11 protein-coding genes are annotated in these 13624 nt (G+C 53.5%); 3 read left to right on the top strand and 8 right to left on the bottom strand.

What is annotated here, in order from left to right; genetic code table 11:
- Positions 1 to 303: 303 nt before the first annotated feature.
- Genes allD through allE form a run of 3 tightly spaced genes read left to right on the top strand, consistent with a single transcriptional unit; the run spans position 304 to position 3402 of the window.
- Entirely contained in the window at positions 304 to 1359 is a 1056-nt protein-coding gene (gene allD / locus ACLW56_RS07690) for an ureidoglycolate dehydrogenase (RefSeq protein ID WP_330983202.1), read from the top strand.
- A 14-nt stretch (positions 1360 to 1373) separates the two neighbouring features.
- Entirely contained in the window at positions 1374 to 2609 is a 1236-nt protein-coding gene (gene allC, locus ACLW56_RS07685) for an allantoate deiminase (protein ID WP_330983201.1), read from the top strand.
- A gap of 10 nt (positions 2610 to 2619) precedes the next feature.
- On the top strand, positions 2620 to 3402 hold the full coding sequence (gene allE, locus ACLW56_RS07680; RefSeq protein WP_330983200.1) for a (S)-ureidoglycine aminohydrolase: 783 nt from the start codon (positions 2620 to 2622) through the stop codon (positions 3400 to 3402).
- A 199-nt stretch (positions 3403 to 3601) separates the two neighbouring features.
- Here allE and glxK read toward each other — a convergent pair whose 3' ends face one another.
- The 8 genes from glxK to allR form a co-directional block, all read right to left on the bottom strand.
- Entirely contained in the window at positions 3602 to 4744 is a 1143-nt protein-coding gene (gene glxK, locus ACLW56_RS07675) for a glycerate 3-kinase (protein WP_330983199.1), read from the bottom strand.
- 11 nt (positions 4745 to 4755) lie between these two features.
- Positions 4756 to 6072 carry a uracil/xanthine transporter gene (locus ACLW56_RS07670; RefSeq protein ID WP_330983198.1) on the bottom strand — a complete coding sequence of 439 codons (1317 nt, stop codon included), beginning with the start codon at positions 6070 to 6072 and terminating at the stop codon, positions 4756 to 4758.
- A 50-nt stretch (positions 6073 to 6122) separates the two neighbouring features.
- A complete protein-coding gene (gene allB / locus ACLW56_RS07665; RefSeq protein WP_330983197.1) occupies positions 6123 to 7484 on the bottom strand; it encodes an allantoinase AllB in 1362 nt (453 codons plus the stop codon).
- A 77-nt stretch (positions 7485 to 7561) separates the two neighbouring features.
- Positions 7562 to 9016, bottom strand: a complete 1455-nt coding sequence (locus tag ACLW56_RS07660; RefSeq protein WP_330983196.1) for an allantoin transporter — start codon at positions 9014 to 9016, stop codon at positions 7562 to 7564.
- A 129-nt stretch (positions 9017 to 9145) separates the two neighbouring features.
- Positions 9146 to 10024, bottom strand: coding sequence for a 2-hydroxy-3-oxopropionate reductase (glxR, locus tag ACLW56_RS07655; RefSeq protein WP_330983240.1), 879 nt, complete (start codon positions 10022 to 10024; stop codon positions 9146 to 9148).
- A gap of 90 nt (positions 10025 to 10114) precedes the next feature.
- Positions 10115 to 10891: a hydroxypyruvate isomerase gene (gene hyi, locus ACLW56_RS07650; protein WP_330983195.1), complete on the bottom strand. Its 777-nt coding sequence runs from the start codon at positions 10889 to 10891 to the stop codon at positions 10115 to 10117.
- Between the two features lie 9 nt (positions 10892 to 10900).
- Positions 10901 to 12682 carry a glyoxylate carboligase gene (gene gcl, locus ACLW56_RS07645; protein WP_330983194.1) on the bottom strand — a complete coding sequence of 594 codons (1782 nt, stop codon included), beginning with the start codon at positions 12680 to 12682 and terminating at the stop codon, positions 10901 to 10903.
- An 87-nt stretch (positions 12683 to 12769) separates the two neighbouring features.
- The gene (gene allR, locus ACLW56_RS07640; protein ID WP_330983193.1) at positions 12770 to 13588 is read right to left on the bottom strand and encodes an HTH-type transcriptional repressor AllR; all 819 of its coding nucleotides are present in this window, start codon (positions 13586 to 13588) and stop codon (positions 12770 to 12772) included.
- Positions 13589 to 13624 lie beyond the last annotated feature (36 nt).

The following is a 13624-nucleotide window of genomic DNA, read 5'->3' as shown; positions in this document are numbered from 1 at the left end:
ACGGCTCTCCGGTAAGTGTATTTACAGCTCAGGTAAATATGTGCACAGGCTAGCCGCCAAAATAGGTTATTAGCGTGATAAAAATCACACTCACCGGATTGAAAGAATTATTGAAAAAATAGCCTGCGCATTAGCGAAATAATTTACCAGGCTCTTTTATTTAATAATCACCGATAAAGCCAGTGGGATTATCAAACAAATTCTAACTAACTATATTTAGTCGTTCAGATCACAATTTTAAATCTATTCCCCGGTATTTTGGTGCGCAGTTAAAGGCTCTACATGCCCTAAAAAGGAAGACAGATGAAAATCAGTCGGGAAAAACTCCATCAACTTATTGCCCGTAAACTGCACAAGGCCGGACTCAACGACTCGCACGCCGCGACCGTTGCCGAAGTCCTGACCTACGCCGATGCCCGGGGTATTCACTCGCACGGCGCGGTTCGCGTGGAATATTACGCCGAAAGGATCTCCAAAGGCGGCACCAACTGCACTCCACACTTCAACTTTGAGCAAACAGGGCCGTGCAGCGCCATTCTTCATGCAGACAATGCAGCAGGACAAGTGGCGGCAAAAGAAGGCATGGTGCAAGCCATCGCGCTGGCGCGCGAAAACGGCGTGGCGGTCGTGGGCATCAGGCAAATGGGGCACAGTGGCGCCATTTCTTGTTTTGCCCAAATGGCGGCAAAAGCTGGGTTTATCGGCCTTTCCCTTTGTCAGTCAGATCCGATGGTCGTCCCCTTCGGCGGCGCAGAGATCTATTACGGCACCAACCCGCTGGCCTTTGCAGCACCTGGTGAAGGCGACGATATCATCACCTTCGATATGGCCACCACGGTGCAGGCATGGGGAAAAATACTGGACGCAAGAGCGCGCGGTGAAAGCATTCCGGATAGCTGGGCCGTTGATAAAAACGGTGCGGCAACCACCGACCCTTATGCGGTTCACGCGCTGCTGCCCGCCGCAGGCCCGAAAGGTTATGGTCTGATGATGATGATCGACATTTTGTCGGGCATTTTATTAAACCTGCCTTTCGGTCGTCAGGTCAGCTCGATGTACGATAATTTAAGCAAAGGCCGCGATTTAGGTCAGTTGCATATTGTGATTAATCCTGCCTTTTTCGGCAATGGCATGCTTTTCCGCCAGCATATTAGCCAGACCATGCAAGAGCTCAATGCGATTGCGCCAGCACCAGGGTTCCAGCAGGTTTATTATCCGGGGCAGAATCTGGATATTAACGAACGCCTCTCAGAAAAAGAAGGCATCGAGATTGTCGATGATATTTACGACTACCTTGTGTCGGATGTTTTATACACCCGCTCCTATGAAACACATTCGCCATTTGCACAGGCCAAATAATATCAGAGGGCATTATGCAGACTTATTTTCGCCAGGCGGTAGAAGAGACGCTGCCGTGGCTTTCTTCCTTCGGCGCAGATGAATCAGGGGGCCTGACTCGTCTGCTTTATTCTCCTGAGTGGTTGCAGGCACAGCAGGCATTCAGGCAACGTATGAGCGACAGCGGGTTTAACGCGCGCTTTGATGAAGTCGGCAACCTGTTTGCGTCGCTGGAGGGCACTCGCTACAAGGATGAAATTATCCTCAGCGGCTCGCACATCGACAGCGTCGTCAACGGCGGCAATCTGGACGGGCAATTCGGCGCTTTAGCCGCCTGGCTGGCGCTTCGCTGGCTGAGAGACACTTACGGCCCACCGCTTCGTACTGTGGAAGTGGTCGCTCTTGCCGAAGAAGAAGGCAGCCGTTTCCCGTATGTGTTCTGGGGCAGCAAGAATATCTTCGGCCTGGCCAACCCGGCCGATGTGCGCGACATCTGCGATGTTGACGGCGTGGGCTTTGTCGACGCGATGAAAGCCTGTGGGTTTAGCCTGCCGAGTGCCCCGCTTCCGGCGAAGAAAAACATCAAAGCTTTTGTTGAGCTGCATATCGAGCAAGGCCGCGTGCTTGAGGTGAATCACCAGTCCATTGGCGTGGTGAATGCCATCGTCGGCCAGCGCCGTTATACCGTCACACTCAGCGGCGAATCCAACCACGCGGGTTCCACGCCAATGAGCTACCGTCGCGACACCGTCCATGCGTTTAGCCGAATTTGCACCGAGGCCATCGACAAAGCCAACGCCCACGGCGATCCGCTGGTGCTTACCTTCGGCAAAGTCAATCCTCAGCCCAATACCGTCAACGTGGTGCCCGGCAAAACGGTGTTCACTGTCGACTGCCGCCATACCGACGCCGAAGCGCTTCGCGCCTTTACCGTCGAGCTGGAAGCCGATATGCGCCGCATTTGCCAGCAGATGACTATCGACATTGATATCGATTTGTGGATGGACGAAGCGCCCGTGCCGATGGACAAGCAGCTGGTCGCTCAACTGGCTGCGCTGTGTGAAAAAGAAAAGATGAACTACCGGGTGATGCATAGCGGCGCGGGCCACGATGCACAAATTTTTGCCCCGCGGGTACCGACCTGCATGATTTTCATGCCAAGCATAGGCGGTATCAGCCACAACCCGGCGGAAGCCACCCACATTGACGATCTGGCCGAAGGGGTCAGAACGCTGGCACTGATGCTGCACCAGCTGGCCTGGTGCGAATAAGGAGAAGTAAATGGGATATCTGAATAACGTGACCGGCTACCGTGAAGATTTGCTGGCAACCCGCTCTGTTGTTCGTCATGGCAACTATGCGCTGTTAACGCCTGACGGTCTGGTGAAGAATATTATTCCCGGTTTCGATAACTGCGATGCGACTATCTTGTCCACACCGAAACTCGGGGCAACCTTTGTCGATTATCTGGTCACCCTTCACAAGGACGGCGGTAATCTGCAGGGCTTTGGTGGCGAAGGCATTGAAACCTTTCTGTATGTGATCAGCGGGAAAATCCACGCGACAGCAGGGAATGATCGCCTGAACCTGGACGCTGGCGGCTACCTTTACTGCCCTCCGGGCGAGCTGATGACCTTCAGCAATGCCAGCCATGCCGACAGCCAACTGTTTCTTTACAAGCGCCGCTACACGCCAGTCGCAGGCCATTTACCTTACCGTGTCACCGGCAACGTTAGCCAGCTTGAGCCTATCCATTACGAAGGCATGGACGACGTCATTCTGTTCGACTTCCTGCCTAAAGAGCTCGGGTTTGATATGAACATGCACATCCTGTCGTTCGAACCAGGGGCCAGCCACGGTTATATCGAGACACATGTTCAGGAACACGGCGCTTATATTCTCTCGGGGAAAGGGGTTTATAACCTGGATAACGAGTGGGTTCCTGTAAAACAGGGCGACTACATCTTTATGGGCGCTTATTCATTGCAGGCAGGCTATGGCGTAGGACGTGAAACATTCAGCTATATCTATTCGAAGGACTGCAACCGCGACATTGAGATCTAATTTATACCCTAATAATTCGAGTTGCAGGTAGGCGGCAAGGGAGCTCATCCCCAGGAGCTTACTTAAGTAAGTGACTGGGGTGAGAGAGTGCAGCCAACACCCCTGCAGCTTGAAGTATGACGGGTATGGCGTAAGCCTTCTACCGATTGTGTTTAGCTATGTTGTTTTTTGCCACGGTGTAAACCGTGGCTTTTTTTTATCAGGCTATCTGCTGGCCAAGACGCAAAACCGCAGCAATATTCCGCGCACAGTGGTAGAGGTTTTCTTCACCGTTCGCCAGCACATCGGGCAACGGCGCAAGGCGCGGCAAAATGCTGAACACCGCATCAATACCGTACTGATGCACGATTTCTACGCCCTCCCCCAGCACGCCCGCGATACCAATTACCGGCACGCCATGTTTTTGCGCCGTTTGCGCCACGCCCATTGGTGCTTTTCCGCCGACCGTCTGTGAATCAATTCGGCCTTCACCGGTGATGACCAGCGACGCGCCTTGTACGGCGGCATCCAGCCCCACAGCATCAATGACGATATCAATCCCGGGACGAAGAGTAGCATTGAGGAAAACCTGCGCTGCTACGCCCATCCCGCCTGCCGCACCGCCGCCCGGCAATGTATCTACCGCCTTGCCCGTCAGATTCTGAATCAACGAGGCATACTTTTTCAGCCCGTTTTCCAGCATTTGCACCATTTCTGGCGTGGCTCCTTTTTGTGGGCCAAATACCGCAGCAGCGCCGCGCGGCCCGATTAACGGGTTATCCACGTCGCATGCCACTTCGATGGTGCATTCCGCCAGACGCGGATCGAGCCCGCTGATATCCAGTTTCACCATGCGCTGCAACTCGCCGCCGCCAAACCCAAGGTTCAGGCCGTTAATGTCGTAAAATCGTGCGCCGAGTGCCTGCGCCATGCCCACTCCGCCATCTACCGTGGCGCTGCCGCCAATGCCTAAAATAATGTGTCGCAACCCGGCGTCCAAAGCATGACGAATCAGCTCGCCGGTGCCGTAACTGGTCGCCAGCAATGGGTTACGTTTTTCCGGTGATACCAGCATCAAGCCGCTGGCCGCCGCCATTTCGATATAGGCCGTACGTCCATCGCCGCTTTGTCCGTAGAACGCTTGTATTTCCTGCCCAAGCGGGTCTGTCACCGTTTTGTAAACCAGTTTTCCGCCCGTGGCACTGACCATCGCTTCCACCGTGCCTTCGCCGCCATCCGCGATCGGCAGGCAGAGATACTCCGCCATCGGGAAAAACGTCATAAATCCTTTTTTGATGGCCTGTGCACACCGCTCGGCACTCAGGCTTTCTTTAAACGAATCAGGCGCAATTACAATTTTCATGCTTCATCCTTTCACTGACGAGGGGAGTCAATCCGTTGCCACGGAATACCATTTTCCAGAACCAGAGCCAGCAAAACACCGACCAGCAACCCGTTGCTTAATAAGGGGCGCAACGCCAGCGGCAGGCTTTGCAGATAGACACCTGGCAGATTCATTAAAAACAAACCGAAGAACAGCGGCAGCGCCAGACGGTAGATATTGCGGGAGGTGAACGTCACCTGGCGGCTGAAATTCAGGCTGGAATAGAGCAAGGGCAGATAAGAAACCAGCATCACGGCGCTGCTCACAGTGAGCGGCAACGTGGTGAAAAAATGCGTTAACGGCGTAGCCAAACCGACAATCAGACAGCAGAAACCGCCCAGCACAAAAGGCGAACGTGAACTGTCCCCGGTTTGGGTCAACAAGCCAATGGAAGAGACAAACGGGGAAAACGGCACAACGGCCATCGGGAGAGTCACCAGCGTCACCACGCCGGAGACAAGGAAACTGCGGCGATATCGCGCATTGCCGTTTGTCTGCTCAGGATAAAACGTGTCCGTGCCGCGAATGGCACCGTAAGTGTTGGTGATGTTCACCAGCCCGGCCAGCACGGCAGTGAGAATGATACCCGGCATCAGTTGCCCACCGCTTCCTAACGGGAACCATTGCCAGTGCGCCTCCGCCACGCCTTGTGCGGCAACGGCCGGAAACAAGAGATACCAGAGCAGCCAGCCTACCAGCGTTCCGGTCAGCAAGGCATACCGCGACCATCGAAGGGGCAGGAAAATAATCATGCCGAGCATCAGGCACACTATCGCCAACGACAACATCCCAGGCCCCATTTGAATGCTCACGGGGGCAATAGCGGCGCCAAACGGCAGGCCGAGCATGCCTTTGAAGAAAATCGTGGTCAACTGTGCGCCGAGCATCAGCATAAAGAAGGTCATCACCACCGGGCTGAACAGCCGGGCTAAGCGATAGCCTATGCCGCTGATGCCAATCACCATGCTCAACAGCGAAGCAAGCAAAATGCCCACCGCAAGGCTTGAGGCAATGCTGTTAATCGGCGTGCCTCGCGCGGCTTCCCCGGCGGCGATGGTCAGAATTGTACTCCACCACAGCCCCGTTGGCCCTTCCATGATAGCCCGTCGATGGCCGAAAAATGCCTGAGCCAGACAGGCAAAGCCGGTTGCGATAAACGCATATTGAGTCAGGGTCAGAAGCGACGAGGCAGGAAGATGAAAGACCGACAACAGCGTGGGCGGAACCACCACGGTGTTGCAGAAAATGAAGAAGAACCACTGAAATCCGCCAGGCAACTGGCGACGATCAAACTTGAATACGGCCATAGCACCACTCTGTAAAAGAGTGCCCGCGCAGGGCGGGCACACACGACGACTTACTGCTGATGTTTCAGGATAAATTTACCCTGCGGCGCTTTCGGGAAGCCCTGCTCGATGTCATAAATCACTTCCCCACGCAGAATGGTGCGGGCAATGCGCGCGCCAATAGTGCGCCCAACGTAAGGGCTGACTTTGTGACGATATTCCAGATCTTCATTTTTCAGCACGTAGCTGCTTTCCGGCTGAATAAACACCAGATCGGCGTCCTTGCCCGGGGCGATACGGCCTTTGTTCTTCAGACCAAAAATATCGGCGGCGTTGGTCGCCATCAGACGAGCAAACATCGGCAGCGACATCCCGCGCTTCTGTACGGCTTCATCAAACATCACATCCATGCAGCTTTGCAGGCCAGCAATTCCGCCCCACGCCTGCATGATATTGCCGGCTTTCATTTCTGGCGGGCATGGCGAGTGGTCAGAGACCAGGCAGTCAATTTCGCCGTTCAGCAGTTTGTCCCACATGCCTTTCTGATTCTCTGCATCGCGAATTGGCGGTGAGCATTTCGCCAGGGTGCCGATTTTTTCAAACTGATCGGTATCCAGCACGAAGTAATGCGGGCAGGATTCGCAGGTCACGGCCTGACCTTCCTGACGCGCACGGGTCACTTCCGCCACACCTTCCGGGCTGCTGACGTGACAAATATGAATGCGACAACCTGCCACTTTCGCCAGATACAGCACGCGGCGAATGGCTTCCACTTCCGTGAACACTGGACGAGAGGCCACATAGTCGTGCGCGGTGACACGGCCTTCGTTTTTGGCTTCTTCACCCAGCGCATCACAAATCAGGGCGTTTTCGCAGTGCACCAGCACGGTCTGGTTCATTTTCGCCAGCGCTTGCACGCCCTTATAAAACTCCCAGTCATTCACATCGCGGAAGTCGTTATCCACTGAGCGATCGCCGCAGGTGGCGACGAAGCATTTGAAACCGACCACGCCGACTTCATCCAGCTCATGCAGACGGTCGGTGTTGTAAGACACCAGGCCACCCAGCTGCGCTGCATCCACCGTTAACTTACCTTTTGCAGCATCGAATTTCAGTTCGATAGAGGCGCGGTCAACGGTGGCGGGCAGCTGGTTCAACGGCATTTCAATCATGGTGGTGATACCACCTTTCGCGGCTGCACGGGTGCCAGTTTCATAGCCTTCCCAATGGGTACGCCCTGGTTCGGAGATATGAGAGTGCGCATCCACCATGCCAGGGGAAACAATCAGTCCGCTGGCATCCATGACGCTTTTCGCCTCACCCAGGTTTTCCCCGATGGCGGCAATTTTGCCCGCGTTGACGGCAATATCGACCACGCGTGCTTCGTTTTCTAAAATGACGGTACCGTTCTTAATAATCAGATCAAATGACATAACTTATTCCTTGTATTAATAAGAGTGTTTTATCTGCTTCATCCCTGAACTCAATCATCCTGTTACTTTGTACTTCACTAACCGGGAATATTTTGCTGCACTAAGTCTTTTTGCAGCGTGCGTTTTTTTAATAATGAATAAGCCACGAAGGCAAATATGACACCCACAAACCACGAGACACGAGACAAAGGCTCAAGCAAGGGAATAAACTTTCCGCCGAGCGAAAGAACAACCGCCACCAGCGTGACTAAAAAAGCCGTCAGGTTGAAACCATTCTCAAAATACTGGTAATCGCCAGGCGCGGTATAAAGTTCATCGAGGTTAATCTGACCACGCATCACCACAAAATAGTGTGCCATCATGACGCCAATGACCGGGCCAAGCATGCCGCCGATAATATCGAGGAACAGATAAATACTGCTTTGGTTTTCCATCAACTTCCATGGACAGATAACCAGACTGATAAGACTGGCAATCAGCACACCGTTTTTATAGGTCAATTTCGTCGGTACGATGGCAGCAATTTGATAGCCCGCCGGAATGATGTTCCCCGTCGCGTTCGTGGAGATAGTCGTCATCAGAATAACAACGACGGCAAAGAAGGAAGCGAACAGGCTGTCCCATCTCTGCACGATATCCAGCACGTTCCAGGTGTCCATACCGTAGTGAATGCTCGCTCCGGCAATAATGCAGACCCCGGCAACGGCAAACAGCACGTAAGCGACCACTAAACCCAGCGTTTGCCCCAACGCCTGAGCACGAAACGAGTGCGCATTCTGGGTAAAGTCAGACGCACTGACCGCGGGCGCGGCCCATACGGCAACCACCGCGTTGATAACCACCAGCGTTAAGAAACCGCTGTTTTCCGCTTTAGCAACACCTGCTGGCAGGTAATCCAGAATAGGGCCAATCCCCACCAACGAAATCGCCCAAATCGCCATGCCGCCGAACACGATGTAGATACAAGGGTTCAGCACTGCGGTGAATTTATTCAGGACTTTGCCGCCACCAAACCCGATGCCGACGTTAATCAGCCAGAAGATTAGGAAGGCAATCAACCCGGGCAATGAAAGCCCAAGCAGTTTGAAATCCCCACCCAACGTCAGAAATTCAGGCCAGAACTTGCCAATTAAAATCAAAAAGGCCAGTGACCCGGCATAGCACTGCAAGCCGAACCACATAATGGCTGCAATGCCGCCTCTTAAAATCCCCGGGAATAATGCCCCGCGAACGCCGTAAGAGCCACGTAAAATCATCGCAAAGGGAACACCATATTTGCTGCCCGCGACGCCGTTAAACACCATCACCGCAGCAATAAATAATGCGCTGATAATAATGGCCAGCATAATATTAAGCGTAGAAAGGCCGAGAATAAAAAACCCGCCCACCATCACATAATTTGGCACGTTGTGAACTGATCCCATCCATAAGGTAAAGTAGTTAAATGTCTTCCAGTTACGCTGAGCTTCTACTTTAGGCAGTAGATCCTCGCTGTAACCTCGCTGTTGGTACAGATTTCTGTGTTGTTCCATAATTCCCTCTTAAGACGTATCGGATTACGTTTTTCAGGTTTAGCTATGCGGAACAATGATGTTTTAATTTTATAATTATTAAATAAAGACAAATTTTATTCGCCACATCACTGATGTGGCGATTTGTTATTATGACAGCTTGTGATTCGCCATTAATTCCAGTGCCTGCACCAGCGCCGAGTGATCGAGATCGCTGCCACCGTTTGCCGCACAGGTATTAAATAACTCCTGACAGGTTGCCGTGTTCGGTAAATTTAGCGCCAGCGCTTTGGCGCTCTGCAAGGCCAGATTTAAATCTTTCTGATGCAGCGCAATCTTAAAGCCTGGGTTAAAAGTGCGTTTCAGCATACGCTCGCCATGCACTTCAAGAATGCGTGAAGAGGCGAACCCACCCATTAATGCCTGGCGAACACGTGCTGGATCGGCACCGGCTTTCGATGCAAACAACAGTGCTTCAGACACCGCTTCGATATTCAGCGCAACGATAATCTGATTCGCCACTTTGCAGGTTTGCCCATCGCCATTGCCGCCCACCAGGGTGATGTTTTTCCCCAGTACATCAAACAGAGGCTTAACACGATTAAAGACGGACTCATCGCCACCAACCATGATAGAGAGCGTGCCTTCACGGGCACCAATCTCGCCACCGGAGACCGGTGCATCGAGATAATCTGCCCCCGCCGCATTCACTTTCGCGGCAAAACGCTTGGTTTCGATAGGTGAGATGGAGCTCATGTCCACGATGGTTTTTCCCTTCAGCGACGTCTCAGCACATCCGTTTTCACCGAACAAAACCGCTTCGACATGTGGCGTATCGGGAACCATAATAAAGATAATTTCTGATTTCTCAGCGACCTGCTTCGCAGTCTCGAGATGCTGTGCGCCAAGCTCAAGCAGCGTTTGTGACACGGGCCCAATCGTGGTGACGTGAAGCTGATGTCCGGCCTTTGCCAGACGTTCCGCCATCGGCGTACCCATAATGCCCAGACCAATAAATCCCAGTTTCATCATTTCCCTCATTCCTTTTCAGATATTCAGGCAACAGCAGTCCCTTTCCACCGGGTGGAAATAAAACACAGCCTGAATGTGATTACTTAATTAGCGATAGCGATCAAACCAGCCTAAACCCGCCTCGGTGGTTGTTTTCGGCTTATATTCGCATCCGACCCATCCGTCGTAACGGGAGTCTGCAATCGCGGCAAATAAATAGTCGTAATTAATTTCACCGGTGCCCGGTTCCCCGCGTTGCGGGTTATCGGCAATTTGCAGATGGCCAATCTTGTCCTGATATTTTTGCATCGTCAGAGCAATTTCACCTTCGGTGCGCTGCATGTGGTAAATGTCGTACTGAATCTTCAGGTTGCTGCATCCGACTTCTTCCAGTAACGCCAGCGCTTGCTGAGTGCCAGAGAGGTAAAAGCCCGGAATGTCATACTGATTAATAGGCTCAATCAGCAGCAAAATGCGCTCTTTCGCCAGCACATTTGCGGCATAGCGCAGGTTTTCAACCAGCGTGTTACGCACGATTTCCGCACTCACACCCGCAGGCGTTTTACCCACCAGGCAGTTGATCTTGCTGTTGCCCAGTTCACGAGCATAGCGAACTGCGGCCGTCACACCTTCACGAAACTCTTCTTCGCGGCCTGGAATGCAAGCGATGCCACGCTCACCCGCCGCCCAGTCACCCGCAGGCAGATTGTGCAGCGTGTGTTCGAGCGCGTTGTCCTGCAATTTTTGTTTTAAAACGTCGATGTCGTAGTCGTACGGGAACATAAATTCCACGCCGCGAAAGCCCGCGCGTGCGGCACGCTCGAAACGCTCAAGGAAATCATATTCCGTAAACAGCATCGACAAGTTGGCAGAGAAACGAAGCATAGCGGTCTCCTACTCGTACTTCATGAAACAGGTTTCGGTTGGGGCATCAGCGGCACAGTCTGCCACGTCTTCAAACTCGTTAACGTTATCGAGCTCCGTCCCCATCGAAATATTGGTGACACGTTCCAGAATCACTTCCACGACAACCGGCACTTTGTATTGCTTCATCCAGGCTTTCGCCTGTTCCAGCGCTGGCGCGATATCTTCTGGTTTTTGCACGCGGATGGCTTTACAACCCAGGCCTTCAACCACTTTCACGTGATCAACACCGTAGCCGTTCACTTCGCTGGAGTTGATATTCTCGAACGCCAGCTGCACGCAGTAATCCATATCAAAGCCGCGCTGCGACTGGCGAATCAGACCCAGATAGGCGTTGTTGACCAGCACGTGGAGGTAAGGAATGTTGAACTGTGCGCCCACGGCCAGTTCTTCAATCAGGAACTGGAAGTCGAAGTCACCGGAAATAGCGACCACTTCACGTTCTGGATCGGCGGCACACACCCCCAGCGCTGCCGGAATCGTCCAGCCTAACGGGCCAGCCTGACCGCAGTTAATCCAGCGACGGTCTTTAAAGACGTGCAGCATTTGCGCCGCCGCAATCTGCGACAGACCGATGGTAGTGACATAGCACACGTCACGGCTGAAGGCTTTGTTCATCTCTTCATAGACGCGCTGTGGTTTCACCGGCACGTTATCAAAGTGTGTTTTACGCAGCAGCGTGCGTTTACGCTCCTGACATTCTGCCACCCAGCTATCACGCTTCGGCAGACGACCTTGTGCCTGCATTTCTTTCGCCACTTCAATCAGCAGCGTCAGCGCGGCTTTCGCATCGGAAACAATGCCTAAATCCGGGCAAAGCACGCGGCCAATTTGGGTCGGTTCGATATCAACGTGAATGATTTTGCGCCCGGCGGTGTACTTCTCTACTGAGCCTGTGTGGCGGTTAGCAAAGCGGTTACCGATACCGAAGACCAGATCCGAGGCCAGCAACGTGGCATTGCCGTAACGATGCGCCGTTTGCAGCCCGACCATCCCCGCCATCAGTTCATGATCGTCTGGAATAGTGCCCCAGCCCATCAGCGTAGGGATAACCGGCACGTTAACCAGTTCAGCAAACTGCTGCAGCAGCGCCGCGGCATCGGCATTGATAACGCCGCCGCCGGAGACAATCAACGGACGCTCCGCCTGACACAGCATTTGCAGCGCACGCTCAACCTGTGGACGTGTGGCGGCTGGTTTGTATACCGGCAGCGGCGCATAAAGTTCAGCGTCGAACTCAATTTCCGCAACCTGAACATCAAACGGCAGGTCGATAAGTACCGGGCCTGGACGACCAGAGCGCATCAGATGGAAAGCTTGTTGCAGCACGCCTGGCACCAGTGCCGGCTCACGCACGGTGACAGCCATTTTGCTGACCGGTTTGGCGATAGATTCGATGTCTACAGCCTGGAAATCTTCTTTATGCAGACGCGCACGCGGGGCTTGCCCGGTGATGCACAGAATAGGAATTGAATCGGCCGAGGCGGAATAAAGGGCGGTGATCATATCCGTGCCAGCCGGGCCAGAAGTCCCCAGACAAACACCGATGTTTCCTGCCGTCGCACGGGTGTACCCTTCTGCCATATGGGACGCGCCCTCTACATGACGGGCAAGAATATGGCGAATTCCACCGTGCTTACGCATCGCGGAATAAAACGGGTTGATTGCTGCCCCCGGTACGCCAAACGCCGTGGTCACCCCTTCTTTTTCCAGTATCAACAGTGCCGCATCAACAGCTCGCATTTTTGCCATTCTCTTTCCACTCCTTTATTTTTGGAAAAATTTTCCAACTTCAAATTTGGGTCAAAAAATCCCGCTCCAGAGAGCGGGGTCTTACGGTTACTGGGCTGGCGCTTTCTGGCCCAACGCCAGGCTGATATCTCTTGCGGTATCACGCACTAATTCGCCCTGGCTGGTGAAGCGTTCCGGCGTCAGTCTTGATGCCGGGCCAGAGATGGAGATAGCCGCAACCACGGTGCCCACATCATCGTAAATGGCCGCAGCAAGACAGTTAAGCCCTGCCACATGCTCTTCCAGATCGATAACGTAACCCCGTTCTTTCGCCTGCTTCAGGCTTGCCTGCAGTTCCGGCAAATCCACTATTGTGGTGGGCGTAAAACGTTGCAGGCCCGTTTTCAGGATAGCGTCCATCAACTCTTCTTCTGACAAGGGAAACAGCAACGCCTTTCCTGCGCCAGAGGCATGAAGCGGCAGCCTGCTACCCAGCGGCGCGCACATCCTGACCATCGATTTACACTCTTGCTGCCCTATCAGCACGGCTTCATTGCCGTTGCGAATCGCCACATTCACGGTTTCACCTGACATCAGCATCAGACGGCGCATAAACGGGGCGGCAACTGACAGGACATCGCGATTGTGGATGTAAGCCGCGCCCACATTAAACGCCCCTAGCCCGATGTGCCACCAGCCTAACTGGCTGTCCTGGTTGACGAAATCAGCGCTTTCCAGCACTTTCAGCAAGCGAAAAGTCGTTGATAACGGCAAGTCCAGATTCGATGAAATATCGCTGACCGACGAGCTGCCACCGCTTTTTTCCAGGTACTGCAGGATAGCGATACCGCGCTCCAGCGCCTGTGCGCCCTTTTGCGCCGCGGGCTCTGCCTGGCTCGGCCTGCCACGCCGTTTAACTTCAGTCATGCTTCGATTATCTCCACCCTGAAAGCGGGCATCAGT

The organism is Pantoea sp. sgz302252 (assembly GCF_047713085.1).
GTDB lineage: Bacteria > Pseudomonadota > Gammaproteobacteria > Enterobacterales > Enterobacteriaceae > Scandinavium.
The sequence above is the reverse complement of the archived record's forward strand: the minus strand, read 5'-3'. Positions and strand labels throughout refer to the sequence as shown.

Bases quoted from the DNA above. Each gene is read 5' to 3' on its own strand.
- allD (WP_330983202.1), top strand. From the start codon at position 304: ATGAAAATCAGTCGGGAAAAACTCCATCAACTTATTGCCCGTAAACTG.
- hyi (WP_330983195.1), bottom strand. From the start codon at position 10,891: ATGCTTCGTTTCTCTGCCAACTTGTCGATGCTGTTTACGGAATATGAT.
- gcl (WP_330983194.1), bottom strand. From the start codon at position 12,682: ATGGCAAAAATGCGAGCTGTTGATGCGGCACTGTTGATACTGGAAAAA.
- glxR (WP_330983240.1), bottom strand. From the start codon at position 10,024: ATGAAACTGGGATTTATTGGTCTGGGCATTATGGGTACGCCGATGGCG.
- allB (WP_330983197.1), bottom strand. From the start codon at position 7,484: ATGTCATTTGATCTGATTATTAAGAACGGTACCGTCATTTTAGAAAAC.
- allC (WP_330983201.1), top strand. From the start codon at position 1,374: ATGCAGACTTATTTTCGCCAGGCGGTAGAAGAGACGCTGCCGTGGCTT.
- allE (WP_330983200.1), top strand. From the start codon at position 2,620: ATGGGATATCTGAATAACGTGACCGGCTACCGTGAAGATTTGCTGGCA.
- ACLW56_RS07660 (WP_330983196.1), bottom strand. From the start codon at position 9,016: ATGGAACAACACAGAAATCTGTACCAACAGCGAGGTTACAGCGAGGAT.
- glxK (WP_330983199.1), bottom strand. From the start codon at position 4,744: ATGAAAATTGTAATTGCGCCTGATTCGTTTAAAGAAAGCCTGAGTGCC.
- allR (WP_330983193.1), bottom strand. From the start codon at position 13,588: ATGACTGAAGTTAAACGGCGTGGCAGGCCGAGCCAGGCAGAGCCCGCG.
- ACLW56_RS07670 (WP_330983198.1), bottom strand. From the start codon at position 6,072: ATGGCCGTATTCAAGTTTGATCGTCGCCAGTTGCCTGGCGGATTTCAG.